Annotated in this window: 14 protein-coding genes and 1 tRNA gene; 7 read left to right on the top strand and 8 right to left on the bottom strand. The window is 45.9% G+C overall.

The window, feature by feature from the left end; all coding sequences use genetic code 11:
- Positions 1–40 precede the first annotated feature (40 nt).
- Together trmB and MKY98_RS07385 are read right to left on the bottom strand one after the other, a co-directional pair.
- A complete protein-coding gene (trmB, locus tag MKY98_RS07390; protein ID WP_029516467.1) occupies positions 41–754 on the bottom strand; it encodes a tRNA (guanosine(46)-N7)-methyltransferase TrmB in 714 nt (237 codons plus the stop codon).
- A 104-nt stretch (positions 755–858) separates the two neighbouring features.
- Positions 859–1,056: a hypothetical protein gene (locus tag MKY98_RS07385; RefSeq protein ID WP_013309373.1), complete on the bottom strand. Its 198-nt coding sequence runs from the start codon at positions 1,054–1,056 to the stop codon at positions 859–861.
- 306 nt (positions 1,057–1,362) lie between these two features.
- Between MKY98_RS07385 and MKY98_RS07380 the strand changes: the two genes are divergently transcribed.
- From MKY98_RS07380 to MKY98_RS07365, 4 genes are all read left to right on the top strand, one after another.
- Positions 1,363–2,316: a TIGR01212 family radical SAM protein gene (locus MKY98_RS07380; protein WP_029516466.1), complete on the top strand. Its 954-nt coding sequence runs from the start codon at positions 1,363–1,365 to the stop codon at positions 2,314–2,316.
- Positions 2,317–2,898: a class I SAM-dependent methyltransferase gene (locus tag MKY98_RS07375; protein ID WP_069012852.1), complete on the top strand. Its 582-nt coding sequence runs from the start codon at positions 2,317–2,319 to the stop codon at positions 2,896–2,898.
- A gap of 169 nt (positions 2,899–3,067) precedes the next feature.
- A complete protein-coding gene (locus MKY98_RS07370) occupies positions 3,068–4,042 on the top strand; it encodes a type I phosphomannose isomerase catalytic subunit (RefSeq protein WP_069012853.1) in 975 nt (324 codons plus the stop codon).
- Positions 4,043–4,067: 25 nt separating this feature from the next.
- Entirely contained in the window at positions 4,068–5,075 is a 1,008-nt protein-coding gene (locus MKY98_RS07365; RefSeq protein ID WP_069012854.1) for an alpha/beta fold hydrolase, read from the top strand.
- 97 nt (positions 5,076–5,172) lie between these two features.
- Here MKY98_RS07365 and MKY98_RS07360 read toward each other — a convergent pair whose 3' ends face one another.
- The 4 genes from MKY98_RS07360 to MKY98_RS07345 all read right to left on the bottom strand — a co-directional run bounded on the left by MKY98_RS07360 (position 5,173) and on the right by MKY98_RS07345 (position 11,616).
- Positions 5,173–5,703: a YfiT family bacillithiol transferase gene (locus MKY98_RS07360; protein ID WP_029516462.1), complete on the bottom strand. Its 531-nt coding sequence runs from the start codon at positions 5,701–5,703 to the stop codon at positions 5,173–5,175.
- 181 nt (positions 5,704–5,884) lie between these two features.
- A protein-coding gene (locus MKY98_RS07355; RefSeq protein ID WP_341011424.1) for an IS1182 family transposase occupies positions 5,885–7,245 on the bottom strand; the annotation gives its coding sequence in 2 pieces (ribosomal slippage) (positions 5,885–6,678 and positions 6,678–7,245; 1,362 coding nt in all).
- Between the two features lie 175 nt (positions 7,246–7,420).
- Positions 7,421–8,719, bottom strand: a complete 1,299-nt coding sequence (gene odhB, locus MKY98_RS07350) for a 2-oxoglutarate dehydrogenase complex dihydrolipoyllysine-residue succinyltransferase (protein WP_069012075.1) — start codon at positions 8,717–8,719, stop codon at positions 7,421–7,423.
- Between the two features lie 5 nt (positions 8,720–8,724).
- The gene (locus tag MKY98_RS07345) at positions 8,725–11,616 is read right to left on the bottom strand and encodes a 2-oxoglutarate dehydrogenase E1 component (protein WP_069012074.1); all 2,892 of its coding nucleotides are present in this window, start codon (positions 11,614–11,616) and stop codon (positions 8,725–8,727) included.
- Between the two features lie 519 nt (positions 11,617–12,135).
- Between MKY98_RS07345 and MKY98_RS07340 the strand changes: the two genes are divergently transcribed.
- Positions 12,136–13,407, top strand: a complete 1,272-nt coding sequence (locus MKY98_RS07340; protein ID WP_069012072.1) for an MFS transporter — start codon at positions 12,136–12,138, stop codon at positions 13,405–13,407.
- Between the two features lie 222 nt (positions 13,408–13,629).
- On the opposite strand, the gene MKY98_RS07335 is transcribed toward MKY98_RS07340, so the two are convergent.
- A tRNA-Pro gene (locus MKY98_RS07335) sits at positions 13,630–13,703 on the bottom strand.
- A gap of 165 nt (positions 13,704–13,868) precedes the next feature.
- On the opposite strand from MKY98_RS07335, the gene MKY98_RS07330 reads away from it, so the two are divergent.
- The gene (locus MKY98_RS07330; RefSeq protein WP_069012070.1) at positions 13,869–14,174 is read left to right on the top strand and encodes a hypothetical protein; all 306 of its coding nucleotides are present in this window, start codon (positions 13,869–13,871) and stop codon (positions 14,172–14,174) included.
- A 48-nt stretch (positions 14,175–14,222) separates the two neighbouring features.
- On the opposite strand, the gene MKY98_RS07325 is transcribed toward MKY98_RS07330, so the two are convergent.
- On the bottom strand, positions 14,223–14,627 hold the full coding sequence (locus tag MKY98_RS07325; protein WP_069012068.1) for a hypothetical protein: 405 nt from the start codon (positions 14,625–14,627) through the stop codon (positions 14,223–14,225).
- A gap of 342 nt (positions 14,628–14,969) precedes the next feature.
- Here MKY98_RS07325 and MKY98_RS07320 point away from each other — a divergent pair, with 342 nt between their 5' ends.
- The gene (locus tag MKY98_RS07320) at positions 14,970–15,191 is read left to right on the top strand and encodes a helix-turn-helix domain-containing protein (RefSeq protein WP_010349271.1); all 222 of its coding nucleotides are present in this window, start codon (positions 14,970–14,972) and stop codon (positions 15,189–15,191) included.
- Positions 15,192–15,212 lie beyond the last annotated feature (21 nt).

Here is a 15,212-nt window from a genome sequence, read left to right as displayed (position 1 = left end):
AGGAAGCACCCTGTCTTATTTTATCCATTTGATCTATTTTTTATTTCCCGTACTTTTCAAGGCGTGTTTTTCCGTACTCTTCCAAAGCATCTTGGCCGATCAGCACCTCGACTCGATGAATATTCATACCCTTGCCCATGAACTTTTGTTCATATTCCGTCATGACATGCTCCTCGTTGATCCCCTCACGATGAAGGTTTAACGAAATATTCGTCATTTGTAAACCGCTATCGGCAAACGAATTCAAAGAAAACTCAAATAGTGTCTCCGAATCAGTCTTAAAATGAATTTGTCCTTTACTGTTCAAAAGCTGACGGTACTTGTCCAAAAAACGCGGATGCGTCAAACGACGACGTGCATGCTTGGCTTTAGGCCAGGGATCACTAAAATTCAGATAAATGCGTTCAATTTCTCCTGGTTCAAAAACATTCTCGATCTGTTCAATGTTTGCCAGTGCCAATTTAATATTAGGCGGCGTATCAACCTCTGAATTACTCCAGGCCAGACGGGACTTTTCTGTTGCACGGCGAACCAGCTCATCATACATATCAAAGCCAATATAGTTAACCTCCGGATTCCGGAAGCTCATTTGGCTTATAAATTGCCCTTTACCCATACCGAACTCTACATGAATGGGACGATCATTACCAAAAAGCTGTTGCCATTTCCCCTTATACTGTGCCGGCTCCAAGATGACTAGGTCCTGCTGTTCTTCCAGACTTTCCCGTATTCCTTTTCTTCCGCGTAAACGCATGTTACTCCTCCATATACTCTGTTATCAAGGAAAAAGGAATTTCACCCCCGCTTGAAGATACGGAAATGAAATTCCTTTTTCAATATATTTGGATTGGGGTCCAACTAATTTAATTGTTCATAGTCTACCCCATCAGCAGGTGAAAAATCAATTGTCTTTTGGCAAGCCGCTCTGATTTTTTGACGTGCGGTCGTTCCAATCTGACGATCCTGCCCAAAACGGACACCAGTTAATGCCAACGCCTCATCAAAGGTTAACTCAACAGTAACTTTATCCATACGCGTCTTATCCTGCGCATTCATAAAAGATCACCTCACGGGTTATTTGTGATGGAACCGACGTGCACTTACCCTAAAACAGGCGATAGAAACAGCACAGCTGCCTCCCTGAAGAATAATCATTAGCAACGGATAACTTTTATCTTCAGGATCGAAAACAGTCCTTTTATTGTATGTCTGGTACCGCTTACAATATAACATATTGTGTAACCTTTTTCAATCCGAAACGCCATGAAATCCGCACATTTTATTGACTTGTTCGGTCAAATGATTCCCAATGAAGACTAATTTTTGTTACAATAGGGTGATCGTAAAAAAAGGAGTACACCCATGAAAACAGATTTATTGCCTGCTCCTCTCCTGTGGGGAGATAAACGGTTCCACACTTGGAATTACGAAATGCGTGAGCAATTTCAAAATAAAGTGTTCAAAGTCATGCTAGATGCGGGTTTTACCTGTCCGAATCGCGATGGCTCCATCGCTAAAGGGGGCTGCACCTTTTGTAGCGCACGCGGATCGGGTGATTTTGCCGGGCGTCGTCGTGATGATCTGGTCACCCAGTTTAATACGATTCGGGATCGACAGCATCTAAAATGGCCAAACGCCAAATATATTGGCTATTTCCAAGCCTACACGAATACGTATGCCCCGGTTGAGGAACTGCGAGAATACTTTGAGGTAATTCTGGAGCAGCCCGGCGTTGTCGGTCTGTCCATCGCTACACGTCCTGATTGCCTGCCTGACGATGTAGTGGATTACCTTGCCGAGCTAAACGAACGCACGTACCTGTGGGTCGAAATGGGTCTGCAAACCGTCCATGAATCGACCTCAGAGCTGATTAACCGCGCTCATGATACTCAATGCTATCTGGAGGCGGTGGAAAAGTTGCGCAAGCGGAATATCCGCGTGTGCGCCCACATTATTTATGGTCTGCCCCAAGAGACGCATGAAATGATGCTTGATACGGGACGTGCAGTAGCGGCTATGGATGTGCAGGGCATCAAAATCCACCTGCTGCATCTCATGCGCAAAACGCCTATGGTCAAGCAGTATGAAGCGGGATTGCTACGCTTTCTGGAAAAGGACGAATACGTGAAGCTGATTGTTGATACGCTTGAGTTTTTACCTCCCGAAATGATCGTTCACCGGTTAACCGGAGATGCCCCGCGCGATTTGCTAGTGGGACCCATGTGGTCGCTTAAAAAATGGGAAGTGCTCAATGCCATTGATCATGAACTGAAGTCACGCGAAACGTGGCAGGGAAAATACTGGAGGCAGCCTTAAATGGGATTCCTATCCGTCCTGAGCTACGCTCATCAATTGGTGGCTACGCGGGTGCAGCCAGGCGATACTGCTATAGACGCTACTGTCGGCACAGGAGCAGATACGTTATTTCTGGCAAAAGCCGCTGGCAAACGGGGTCGTGTCTACGGCTTCGATATCCAACAAGAAGCCCTGCATTGCGCCCGTCGTCGACTGGAAGAAAACGCTTCACCTTCATTAGCGGAAGTATCGCTACTACTACAAGGTCATGAGCAAATGCGGGAGGCTGTTCCAGACATGCTGCATGGCAAAGTCGCTGCGGTCATGTTTAACCTCGGCTACTTGCCGTCCGAAGGCGCCGATCCTACGGTCATCACGCATACGGACAGTACGCTCGTCGCACTGGATGCTGCCTTGCAATTGCTGCGATCACGCGGCATTCTGACTGCCGTACTCTATCCAGGGCATGCTGGAGGAAGTGAAGAAGCAGATGCCGTTCTTCAATGGGCTTCTGCTCTCCCGGTCTCCAGCGGTCAAAGCATTATTTATCGTCAATTACAACGAGCCGCTTCACCTTACGTAGTGGCAGTTGAGAAGAAATAATGTCGGATTTTAAACTCAGGTTATGAGCGGCTTTTTTAGCCGCCTTACATATATCATTTTTTTAGCTCGTTTGGGCGCTATTCATCCCAGTTTATTGCCCATCGGCACGTTATTGATTTCCCTATTCTGTTAGATCACACTCATTTACTCATTATGGAGGAGAGAAATTATGCTAAAGCCATACCCGCTGCAATTTCAACCTGAGTTCAAAGAGAGAGTTTGGGGAGGACGGGCCTTAGAGCAATTTGGTCTAACCCCACCAGAAGGACATATCGGGGAAGGATGGATGATTGCCGATCATCCAAACGGAACAACAACGGTCATCAATGGTGAGCTGGCAGGCAAAGGACTGGATGAAATTCGCGAGACCTACGGGCAAGATTGGCTCGGGGCCAAGGGTGTATCGGAAAAAGGCGGACGATTCCCACTTTTGATCAAACTACTGGATTGTAATGATGACTTATCCGTTCAGGTACATCCGACAGATGATTACAAAGGACTTCCAGCCGGAGAATTAGGAAAAACTGAAATGTGGTACGTGCTTGATGCCAAGCCGGATGCCAAGATTATTTATGGTCTGACCGAAGGTGTAACCCGCGAGAGTCTGCGTACAGCTCTTGAAAGTGGGGACATCCTCGGCAGTTTGCGTCAGGTTCCAGTCGAAGCAGGCGATACATTCTTCATCCCCGCTGGAACCGTACATGCACTGTGTGCAGGCGTTGTCGTTGCTGAAATCCAGCAAAATTCGGATACTACCTATCGCTTATATGACTATAATCGCCCCGGACTGGATGGCAAGCCTCGTGAGTTGCATATCGAGGATTCCCTCAATGTAACCTCCTACGAAGGTGCAGGCGCAACAACGATGAAAACGGACGGCTTACAGCCTGGAAAATGGCTCCAGCTGGCAGCCTGTGAGTATTTTGTTGTGGAAAAGGGTATCGTAGATGGAAGTTGGGCACTTTCTACAACGGAAGACAGCTTCACCATTCTCGTGATATGTGAAGGCAGTGGGACCATAACATGGAACAATAATACCGAGTCTCTTTCCTGTAAAGCTGGAGATTGCTTCCTGTTGCCCGCTAACCTGAGCGGTTACACGCTGAATGACGGAATGACCGTACTTAGATCTTATCTTCCTTAAGGCTTAAAGGATGTGATGTCTAATTATGCGGGAATACACCTTCACCATCGCTGAAAATGACGGAACAGAGCTTTTTGCCTACCGCTGGCTGCCTGATCAGAATTTGCCCATTAAGGGGATTGTTCAAATTTCGCATGGTATGTGCGAGACGTCCTATCGGTACATCCGACTGGCCGAAAAGCTTACTGCTTGCGGTTACGGTGTGTATGCCAACGATCATATCGGTCACGGGCGCACGGCTGGTGATCCTGATAAGCTGGGTATGCCGGGAGCTAATGCGTTTAATCGAATGGCAAATGGCATGCTGGAGCTAGGCGAAATTGTGGCTAAGGAATTCCCTGATCAGTCTCGTTTTTTGCTGGGTCACAGCATGGGGTCCTTTTTAACCCAGAAAATTATGTATGACGATCGGCAGACGTATCATGGGTTTATTTTATCGGGAACCAACGGAAGACGTGGTCTTCTAAAACTCGGTGAGCAAGTTGCTCTACTGCAAGCCAAACTGCAAGGAATGGATCATCGCAGTATGTTGCTCAACGCTATGGTCTTTGGAGGCTTTAATCGTGCCTTTCGTCCGGTGCGCACAGCGTTCGACTGGCTGTCCCGTGATCCTGAGGAAGTAGATCAGTTCGTGCACGACCCATTATGTGGAGCTATTTGCACGACAGGCTTTTTTCTGGATTTTTTCAGGCTATTGCAAGAAATCCACTGGCCTTCCTCGCTGAAACATATCAATCCCAAACTGCCAGTTTATATTTTTGCCGGGGATCGTGATCCAGTGGGTTTGTTCGGTAAAGGCGTGTTGTCACTAGTGGAAATGTATCGAAGCCTGGAGCTTCAGGACATAGAGTATCGCCTCTATCCTGATGGTCGCCATGAGATGCTTCATGAAACAAACCGCGACGAGGTGATGAGTGACATCGTAGACTGGCTCGACCGTCATGTTAATACAGAGGTGACCTCTGTTTCCACATTGTCTGGAGCCTCCGATGAACCTGAACAATCAACCTCGCCCAAGTCATCAGCATTGTGAGGAAATAAGAAAAGAAACCTTTAAAACCACGATTAAAGTGGGATTGAAGGTTTCTTTTCTTATTCCTTTATATTTCATTTGGGTATAGTTTTAAAAATCACCATGCATTTCGTTCTCTCAGGGAAGTAATATGAGCTGTGTGATGTTTGCCATGCCAAGCATAGATGCCGATGTTTCGTTCCAGACGGATAGTCTGGCCCGATTCAGGATGAATAAACGATCGGTGTAGCTGATCCTCTCCCAACGATCGCAACACGGTCACCCACCGTTCATGCAGCCCTTCCAGCAATTGCAACGAGGGCTCCAGTGGAAGCTCCCTGGCATCTGGTATTTCAGCCCAACGTCCCTCATCATATGGCTTGATCGTCGGTGTATCCTCCGTCAGCGCCAGCTTAAAACGGATATAGCTGTTCATATGGCTGTCTGCCACATGATGAACTACCTGCCGAATCGTCCAGCCCCCTTCACGATAAGGCGTATTTAGCTGCTGCTCATTCAGTCCTTCGACCGCCAGACGCAGCTGTGCAGGCAATTCAGCAATGTCGTGAATCCATGCGATAAGCTGTTCTTCTGTAATGGTGTCTGGAACAACGAATGATCCTATCGGATAGCGCAAGTCTTTGTCCAAAACAGTTCCCGCCCTTCTCTACATCTACTGACAGTAATGTCTGTAGCCTTATGTGTTAACTATGCAGGAAAAAAAGCAGACTCGCAAGAGTCTGCTCAGATTGTCGAGAAACCCCGTCATTTTGAGACGTGGGTTTCTTTTTTACATCATAATGCTCTGGTCTCTGGAGAAGCAGGGGGGGTTACCCCTGTTTCTCCAGGCGATCTAGGTGGATCGCCATCTTCTTCATGTTCTGCACGGCTGCCGTCATAAGGGCTTGTTCCCTGACGTTTGGAAGACCGCGCAAACGGCAATAGCGAAACCCATGGAGCTCTTTGGCATCCGCGAAGCTTCGCTCAATCGTCTCTTTTCGTTTGCGGTACAGCTTTTTACCAGATGGGCTCAGCCGGTTGCTCCGTACCCACTCTTTGCTGTCTTCCCAGACATGCCGAGTCACCACTTTGCGGTGGTTTCGAGACTGGGTACACTGACTTAGCAGTGGGCAATGCTGGCACTGAGCTGGGTCAGAGGCATACTGCCGGTATCCCTTACGGTCCGTCGTTCGGTAGGGCAGTTCCTGTTGGGCTGGGCATCTATACGCATTGCGTTTGGCATCGTATTCAAACTTCCATTTCGGAAACAGTCCTTGTCTGGGATGGAATCTTCGGTGAGCAATCACGGCAAAAATCTTTCGGTTCTGCAAACCTCGGCAAATCGGCGTTGTTAAATAACCTGAATCTAGTGCAACAGCTTCTACTTGAAAACCAAAACGTTCTCTTTGGCGATCCAAACGGGACAAATAGGGGACAGAATCATGTACATTCCCCGGTGTCACATGCACGTCCGTAATCAGATTGTACTTCATATCCACCGTGCGGTGGTCCAGATAGAAGAAGCCTTCGGGCTTGCCATCACGGATCATATAGCCGCTGTCCGGGTCTGTTTTGCTCACTTTAATTTCTTTTTCTTCGTTCACTTCCTCTCGGGATTTTAAGGCTTTTTTCCGTGGTTTCTCCGGTCATCCTTCACCGCTTCGTTCAGCTCGTCCATATAGTCTTTAGTATTCTGCAACACTTGTTCTTTGGTGTACTGGTGCCTGTTAGCATTGGCTTTGACGTGTGTGGAATCGGTGACGAGAACACGCCCACCCACCATTCGGTGAGAGATCGCCTGCAGCACAATTTCATCGAAGATATCTTGAAAGATCGTGGTGTCTTTAAAGCGAGTGCGACGATTCCAGCTAATCGTCGTATGGTCCGGAACTTTATCCGTTAAGCCCAACCCCAGAAACCAACGATAAGCTAGGTTCGTCTGAATTTCTCGCTCGAGTTGCCGTTCTGAGCGAATGCCATAGAAATAACCGAGAAAGATCATTTTAAACAATACGGTAGGATCAATGGCAGGACGCCCGTTGTCTGCACAATACAGTGATCGAACTTTATCATCGATAAACGAAAAATCGATATACTTATCTACTTTGCGGAGCAAGTGATCTTGAGGAACCAGATCTTCGATGGAAACAAATTCGTAGGATTGTTGTTTTTCGCGGTTGGAGCGTAGCATATCAACACCATCCGTTCTACAATAGTTACCTATATTATACAACATTAACGCGGTGTCGTCTTAAACAAAATTAACATAAAATAGGCTGTCGAGACTTTCTCGACAGCCTGAGCAGACTCGCAAGAGTCTGCTTTTGTCATACACGTAAAGAGGAGATACACTTACCCCATTTATTTTATCCTTCTAGTAACAATGATTCCGGATCTTCCAGCAATTCTTTGACCGTTACTAGGAAACGAACTGCCTCACTACCATCAATAATCCGGTGATCGTAGGACAACGCGATATACATCATCGGACGATTTTCCATTCGTTCCTCGTCGATGGCAATCGGGCGAAGTTGGATTTTATGCATTCCTAAAATCCCCACTTGCGGCGTATTGAGAATTGGCGTAGACAGCAGGGAACCGAAAATACCTCCATTGGTTATGGTAAAAGTTCCTCCTTGCAAGTCGGCCAGAGAAAGCGAATTGGAGCGTGCTTTGCCAGCCAAATCTGCAATGCTCTTCTCAATCTCAGCAAAGCCAAGACGATCGGCATCCCGCACAACTGGCACAACCAAACCTTCCTTGGCAGATACAGCAATCCCAATATCATAGTATTTTTTCAGTACGATATCATCGCCATTAATTTCAGCATTCACGGTAGGGAAGCGCTTGAGAGCACCAACCACTGCCTTTGTAAAGAAGGACATAAAACCCAAGCCTACATCATGTTTTTCCTTAAACTTATCTTTACGGCGTTTACGCACATCGAGAATGGCGGTCATATCCACTTCATTAAAAGTGGTCAGCATGGCAGCTGTCTGCTGTGCTTCAACAAGACGCTTAGCGATCGTCGCTCTGCGACGAGACATGCGCTGGCGTTCCACAGGCTTGCTGTACTCCGTTTGAGCTGGAGACGGAGGCGCAGGCTTGCTAGTAGCGGGAGACGCAGATATAGATGCTGCACGTGATACTTCAGCGCTGTTATGCGTTTTTACGTCCTCCTGGAATACACGTCCGAGCGGGTCCTTTCCCTGTACCTGGTCAAGATCAATCCCGCGCTCACGCGCCAATTTCCGGGCAGATGGTGATGCCGTCTGCCCATTTCCGTCGCTATTCAATGAAATAGGCGGTGCAGACTTTTCTTCTGCTTTAACGCCGCCTCCTACGGAAGACGGTGAAGTCGCTACGGACGGTGCTTCAGGCGCTTGAGTCGCTGCAACTTCTCCAGCACCAGTTGAATCCGCACTACCACTGCCGCTTCCGATCAGACCAACAGCTTCACCGATGACCACAGTATCTCCCTCTTGACGAAGGATTTTCTGCACCACACCTGCTTCTTCCGCACTAATTTCCAGATTGACCTTATCGGTTTCCAACTCCAGCAGAACATCTCCCTGTCCTACGGAATCCCCTTCCTTCACAAGCCATTTGGAGATTGTTCCCTCCGTGATGGATTCTCCCATTGCCGGCACTATAATATCGCTCACAGCCGCTACCTCCCCAGTGTAATATTGTTTTTGGAATCCTGCTTCAACGCCGATTGAATAATTCGCTGTTGCTCTAGGCTGTGTACTTGCTGATAACCGCTGGCCGGGCTTGAACGATCTGGTCTGCCTGCGTAACGAATTTCCGCTCCCTGTGGCACAACATTCCGCAGGCGAGGTTCAATGTAACTCCAAGCCCCCATATTTTTAGGTTCTTCCTGAGCCCATACGAACTCCTTAACATGCGGGAAGCGTCCGAAAATATTCCGAATTTCCTCTTCCGGGAAAGGGTATAACTGCTCCACACGAATAATATGCAGACGCTCTTCGGCCTCATTCTTATCCTTTTCCAATGCTTCTTCGAGATCAATGGCAATCTTGCCACTGCACAGTACAATGCGTTCTACACGATCCGGACGTGCACCCAGACCAGGCTGTTCCAATACAGGACGGAATACTCCTTCACTGAATTCAGAAGCAGGCGAAGCGACACGATTGTTGCGAATCAGGCTCTTCGGCGACATCATCACCAGCGGGCGGGCTTCCTCACTTTCGCTTAATGCAGCCTGACGGCGCAGCAGATGGAAATACTGGGAGGCACTGCTCAAATTAGCGACAGTCCAGTTATTTTGTGCGGACAACTGGAGAAAACGCTCCAGACGTGCGCTCGTATGCTCTGGTCCTTGTCCTTCGCTACCATGCGGTAGCAGCATCACCAGACTCGATTTCTGTCTCCATTTGGCACGGCCTGCGGAAATAAATTGGTCAAAAATAACCTGTGCACAGTTGGCAAAATCGCCGAATTGTGCTTCCCAAATCACTAACGTTTCAGGAGAATACACGTTATAGCCATATTCAAAGCCAAGGACAGATGCCTCAGACAATGGACTGTTATGAATACTGAACGAAGCACGTGCTTCCGGCAATGTATGCAACGGGCAATGTGTACGGCCTGTTTCAGGCTCATGCAGCACAAGGTTACGGTGAGCAAATGTAGCTCGCTCCGCATCTTGGCCTGTCATACGAATAGGCTTGCCGTCTGCGAGAATGGTAGCCAAAGCCAGCGTCTCCGCCAAACTCCAATCTACCTTTTCACCCTCGTTCAGAGCGGTTTTTCTACGCTGTAAAATTCGATCCAGCTTCGGATATACGTGAAAAGACTGTGGCCATTTGAGTAAGTTTTCATTGATTTGGCGCAGTTTTTTCAATTCCACTGCAGTACGTACCACAGAACTCTGATTCTTTTTCGCCTTCACAGGAGTAATCTCCGGCTCTTGTTCCGGTTGATTCTTCACCTGCTCATGCGCTTCCTTCAGTCTGTTTTGCACCTTCTCAATGAGGCCGGCACTAAACGCTTCGTCCACAATCCCCTGCTTCATCAGCTTTTGAGTATACAATTTGCTCACCGTCGGATGATTCTTCACCTTACGATATACCAGCGGTTGTGTTGTTTCCGGGTCATCGGATTCATTGTGACCATAACGACGGTAACCAATCAGATCAATCAGAAAATCCTTCTTGAAACGATTGCGATATTCGCCAGCCATACGAGCAGCTGCAATACAAGCTTCGGGATTATCCGCGTTCACATGCACAATTGGAATTTCATAGCCTTTAGCGAGATCACTGGCATAACGGGTCGAACGGGAATCAACACTCTCTGTCGTAAAGCCCAGACGATTATTCACAATAATATGAACTGAACCGCCATTGCGGAAGCCGCGCAAATTCGTGAAATTAAGTGATTCTGCCACGATACCTTCACCTGGGAAAGCAGCATCACCGTGCATAATAATGGTAGCTGCCTTGCTCACATCCAGCTTCGGATAACCAGCCTCACTGCGGTCTTCCTGTGCAGCTCGTGAAAATCCTTGTACCACCGGATTCACATATTCCAGGTGACTTGGGTTATTCGCCAATGTCAGACGGGCCTGCACCGCTCCCCCATCTTTTACAAAACGATCAGCACCCAGATGATATTTCACATCGCCAGTCCAGCCGTAGTTAATTCCGGTAGAACCTTCCGACGGGATCAAATCCTTATTCGGCGAATGATGAAATTCAGAGAAAATTTTACTGTAAGGCTTGCCCAGCACATGTGCCAGTACATTTAAACGGCCGCGATGCGCCATACCCATCAGGACATGACTTGCTCCTGCATTTGTGGTTAGACGAATAATCTCGTCGAGAACAGGGACAAGCACATCATTACCCTCGATGGAAAAACGTTTCTGTCCGACAAATGTTTTATGCAAAAACTCTTCGAACTGTTCTACTTCTACCAATCTGCCCAGCAACGACTTGCGTTCCTGTGTGGTGAGGGGCTTGGAGGACCAACCGGATTCTGCATAGCTGTTCAGCCAGCGGCGTTCCTCCTCGTTATGAATATGACTAAATTCATAGGCAATCGGACCTGTGTATGCTACACGTAACCGTTGAATGGCTTCCCATCCGTTAAGTGTTCCCGCAGGAGCGTTATCCCATATTAAAGAGGCTGGAAAAGCCTTCAAGTCTTGTTCAGTTAAACCGTAAGATGCTGGATTAAGCAAGCGTGTATCCTGCTCTGCATCCAGTTCCAACGGATCGATTTGGGCGGCTAAATGTCCGTATTCACGAATATTCCATACCATTTTACCCGCTGTAACCGCTTTCTGTAATGTATTCGAATCAAGATGCCCCAAAGCACTTGTGGGGGGGCCTTGCAATTTGTTGTCTATCATGGAAGCAGCCGAGTATTCGGATTGTGGCGGCTCACCCCATTGATCAAACAGCTCGCGATAAGCCGGATCAACTGTTCCGGGGTCCGCTACATACTTCTCATACTGGTCCTGCACATAACCTAAATTAGGTCCGTAATACGCCTGCCAAGGTACCTGTCTACTGCTCTCTTCCATTGTCATCTCGTTCCCTCCGTCAAATTTTGAAATTCATAGCTGGACGGAAATCATTTTCATTTTTATTAAGCCTTTAATTTAAGTTGTTCACAATATGATCACATTATATGAAATCCTTCATCAAAAGTCGAATTTCACAGTTCTTATTCCTCTTCCATTGTATAAAGTTTTCTAGCTATGAGCATTTCCTTTTTCTCAACATATCCATGCGTAAATGAGATGAATCGGGCTAACCTGTAATCAAACACCTGGCAACTTAAATAACCAGCCGTCGAATATCAACTGACAGCTGGTTATTTAGTCTATGTTGCACCTCATAACGCCAAACGAGTTTGAATGCAACTTCCCAGTCCACCCCACTATAATTACCGTCAACAGCAGAATTTAAAAGGCAGAAGGTCCGATACGATGCAAATTCAAACGTAAAGTGACATTAAAGTCACTTTTCTGTACAATATTCCTACTTTTCACTATTATTTTAATTAGGCATCTAAAAACCGCTTTGAAAGCGAAAGGGATGGAACTGTGACTGGACTAAAACAAGTACTCAGAAACAAGAATTATGTCAGGTTTTTTCTGGCAACCTTCGCCTCACAAATGGGAGGAATTATCGGGGTTACTGCATTCATGTTTTATTTGTTGAAACGGTTTACAAATCAGCCATACTATGCAACGCTTGCCGAGTTAATGTATTCGCTCCCGATGCTGGTAGTATTTCTCGTGGTTGGAGTGCTGGCAGATCGGATGGACAGACAAAAAATTGCTGTTAATTGTGACTGGATCAGCGCTTTTTTATCCTTATGTTTGCTTATTTTTATTTGGGTCGATTCGATTCCTTTGATATTTGCCCTCCTCTTCATTCGTAGTGCTGCCTCCAAATTTTTCTTCCCAGCCGAAAGTGCCATTATACAGGGGATATTAAGCGAAGATGATTACACCATTGCCGCAGGCCTCAATCAAATGATGGGGAGTCTTTTCATGTTATTTGGAGGAACTCTAGGGGCCGTCGTCTACTGGCACTTTGGAATTACTGGAGCCATCCTAATTGATGCTATTTCTTTTATTGTGTCTGCACTGCTTATTCGTTCCTGCAAAATTCCAAAGGAAGTACGCCTTCCGAACGGGGCACATCAATTCAAACAATTAAAATTCAAACTTGTCATGATCGATTTTAAACAAGGGTTTCTTTACATATTACGCAACAGACTATTGCTTTGGTTGGTTTCAGGCTTTTTTATGTTCGGTATTTTAAATGGTGGTTTTAGCGTTTTACCGATGTTTATTCTTAAATATAAGCTAGCTCCAGGCAACTATGAGCAGTATATGGTTTGGACAGGTATTATTTTTGGAGCTGGTGTGTTGCTTGGTACCCTAATCGCTTCTCTCATCTCCGCCAAGCTAAAGCTACACCAAATGATTGCAGCGGGAGTTCTGGTAGCCGGAATAGGTATGTGCATACTAGGATTTGTTGACCACATCTACGCTTTTCTGATTATCAATTTTGTCATTGCACTGATACTTCCGTTCATTAACATTGGCATAGGAGGATGGCTTCCTCGTATTGTAGATCCTCAAATGATGGGACGTGTGCAAGGTTTAATTAATCCGTTAATGATGCTGTCCCAGTCTCTTACATTAGGTTTCATTGCTATAAGCTTTCCTTCATTTATTTCAATTGAACTCTTGTTTTTATTAGTTGGGATCTGTACCGTTATTGTAGGAATATACTACACTATTGTGCTTCCCCGTTATGCTGATTACAGTACTTCTTCCAAGACCCTTCAGGAATCTTTATAGGCAAATTAAAAAAGTCATACAGCAGACCATTCCGCCAGCGATTGCGATTGTTGAGTTGCCACTTCTGCCTCCGAATCCAGTTCAGAGGTGGCTTCATACATTCGTTGCATACGACTAGCTCGTCAAAACCCAGTAGAGACAAAGACTAATAGGGTATGTAATCTTCAAAAAAAAACGCCCGGCAGACGCATTAGCTGCATCAGCAGGACATTTTGATTGAAATCGGAGTAGCGGGATTCGAACCCACGACCTCACCCACCCCAAGGGTGCGCGCTACCTAGCTGCGCTATACCCCGATAACCCAGTGTATGTAGATCGATGCTGTTATTCACCATTATATTCTGGCCATAAAATCCTGTAAAGGGATTATTTTCTCATTCTTTCGTTGCATTTTTAAGTTGTTTTCTATATGGTAGATACAAAAGTTAAGAGGTCAAAAACAGAGATCATAGGAGCTAACCATGCAAAGCAAAAAAGTGCTTATACCCGTTGCATTACTTCTTTTAATACAGTTAAGTGTTCCTATCGGCTATACCTTTGCACAGGATAACCTTGTTATAGATCATGAAACGAAAGAGAGATTCAAAGAACAGTATGGCTTGGATGAACCGGAATTCCCTTCATCAAAGCAGCAGCAAAACATATTATTGGGAGGTGATTTTGGGTTTACTCCTGCTGTTGATGCTGTTGTGGTGAAATTGACCATATTGATTCGGTATCCGCTCATTTTTATCAGTCAACAACTGCTACATTCACTGAAATCATAAGCTTTTTTTCTATGCGGCAAGTTCCATGATATGGAGCAAAAGGATCATTTATTTCGTAGCAAGTTGTCTGCCACCTGAGGTCACTCCATCCTTCTTATCGAAAAGGTTTAATTCAATGGGCCCCCTACCATGTAGCCACAGCAGTTCATCGAATAAAAATGCCAGTCCATCCTTGGCGCGTAAGCGTTCGATGATCTCCGTGACAACTTGCATAACTTCCCCTTGTATTCCCTCTGCCAGTTGCAATCCTCCGCTCTCTCCATCTAGGTAAAGATGTGTATGATATGATTGCTCCACCTTCTTCACATGGCGCAAACACAGTATGCCATTTTCGAGGTAAAAGAAATATTGTTGGTCATAAAGAACCCCTTCGCATATCTCATACATATGAGGTGAATCATACGGTCCCTGAACCATGGATACCCGTTCCAATCCCATTACCCATTCTGTCATACATCCTCGCTCCATTCCTTTGTTCAGTTATCACAGCTTAGTTCGATGAAATATTAACCTGAATTACAATTTATCCATTTTAAATCCACTCAAAATAATCTTAAAGCGTTGTTATATGCATTTCATAAGAAAACCTCTATACGGTTTTTAAGCCTCCTCACGCATTTATTTGTTTAGGATTATCAAAATAGTAACTGTTGCTAATTTTAAAGCATTTTGATACTATGAAGGCATTAAATTAGTTCACTTATAATCTTGTTAACTAGATTACTTATTTACAAATATAAACCCCTAACCTACACTTGTCAACTAGTTTACTTGATTACTTTTGGAGGAATTGTTGTGATTAGATTTTCTCTTGATAAAATTATGAAAGACCGTGGACTCGAACAGAAAGATATTGTTTCTATTACGGGAATTAATAGGAATACGGTTAAAGCTTTGGCCTCCAACGCAAATGCCCGAATTGACTTTCCTACCTTGAACACACTTTGTAGAACCCTTGGCGTACTCCCTGGTGAACTGATCGAATACTTGCCAGAAGACGACGAAGAGAGCCGTTAACATGCTTAACGGCTCTCTGTT

This window comes from Paenibacillus sp. FSL M8-0228 (assembly GCF_038007385.1).
Taxonomy (GTDB): domain Bacteria; phylum Bacillota; class Bacilli; order Paenibacillales; family Paenibacillaceae; genus Paenibacillus; species Paenibacillus polymyxa_D.
This window is presented reverse-complemented; position numbering and strand designations above follow the sequence as displayed.

Coding starts and splice junctions, on each gene's coding strand:
- trmB (WP_029516467.1), bottom strand. CDS start 754: ATGCGTTTACGCGGAAGAAAAGGAATACGGGAAAGTCTGGAAGAACAG.
- MKY98_RS07380 (WP_029516466.1), top strand. CDS start 1,363: ATGAAAACAGATTTATTGCCTGCTCCTCTCCTGTGGGGAGATAAACGG.
- MKY98_RS07345 (WP_069012074.1), bottom strand. CDS start 11,616: ATGACAATGGAAGAGAGCAGTAGACAGGTACCTTGGCAGGCGTATTAC.
- MKY98_RS07325 (WP_069012068.1), bottom strand. CDS start 14,627: ATGACAGAATGGGTAATGGGATTGGAACGGGTATCCATGGTTCAGGGA.
- MKY98_RS07370 (WP_069012853.1), top strand. CDS start 3,068: ATGCTAAAGCCATACCCGCTGCAATTTCAACCTGAGTTCAAAGAGAGA.
- MKY98_RS07385 (WP_013309373.1), bottom strand. CDS start 1,056: ATGAATGCGCAGGATAAGACGCGTATGGATAAAGTTACTGTTGAGTTA.
- MKY98_RS07375 (WP_069012852.1), top strand. CDS start 2,317: ATGGGATTCCTATCCGTCCTGAGCTACGCTCATCAATTGGTGGCTACG.
- MKY98_RS07365 (WP_069012854.1), top strand. CDS start 4,068: ATGCGGGAATACACCTTCACCATCGCTGAAAATGACGGAACAGAGCTT.
- MKY98_RS07330 (WP_069012070.1), top strand. CDS start 13,869: ATGCAAAGCAAAAAAGTGCTTATACCCGTTGCATTACTTCTTTTAATA.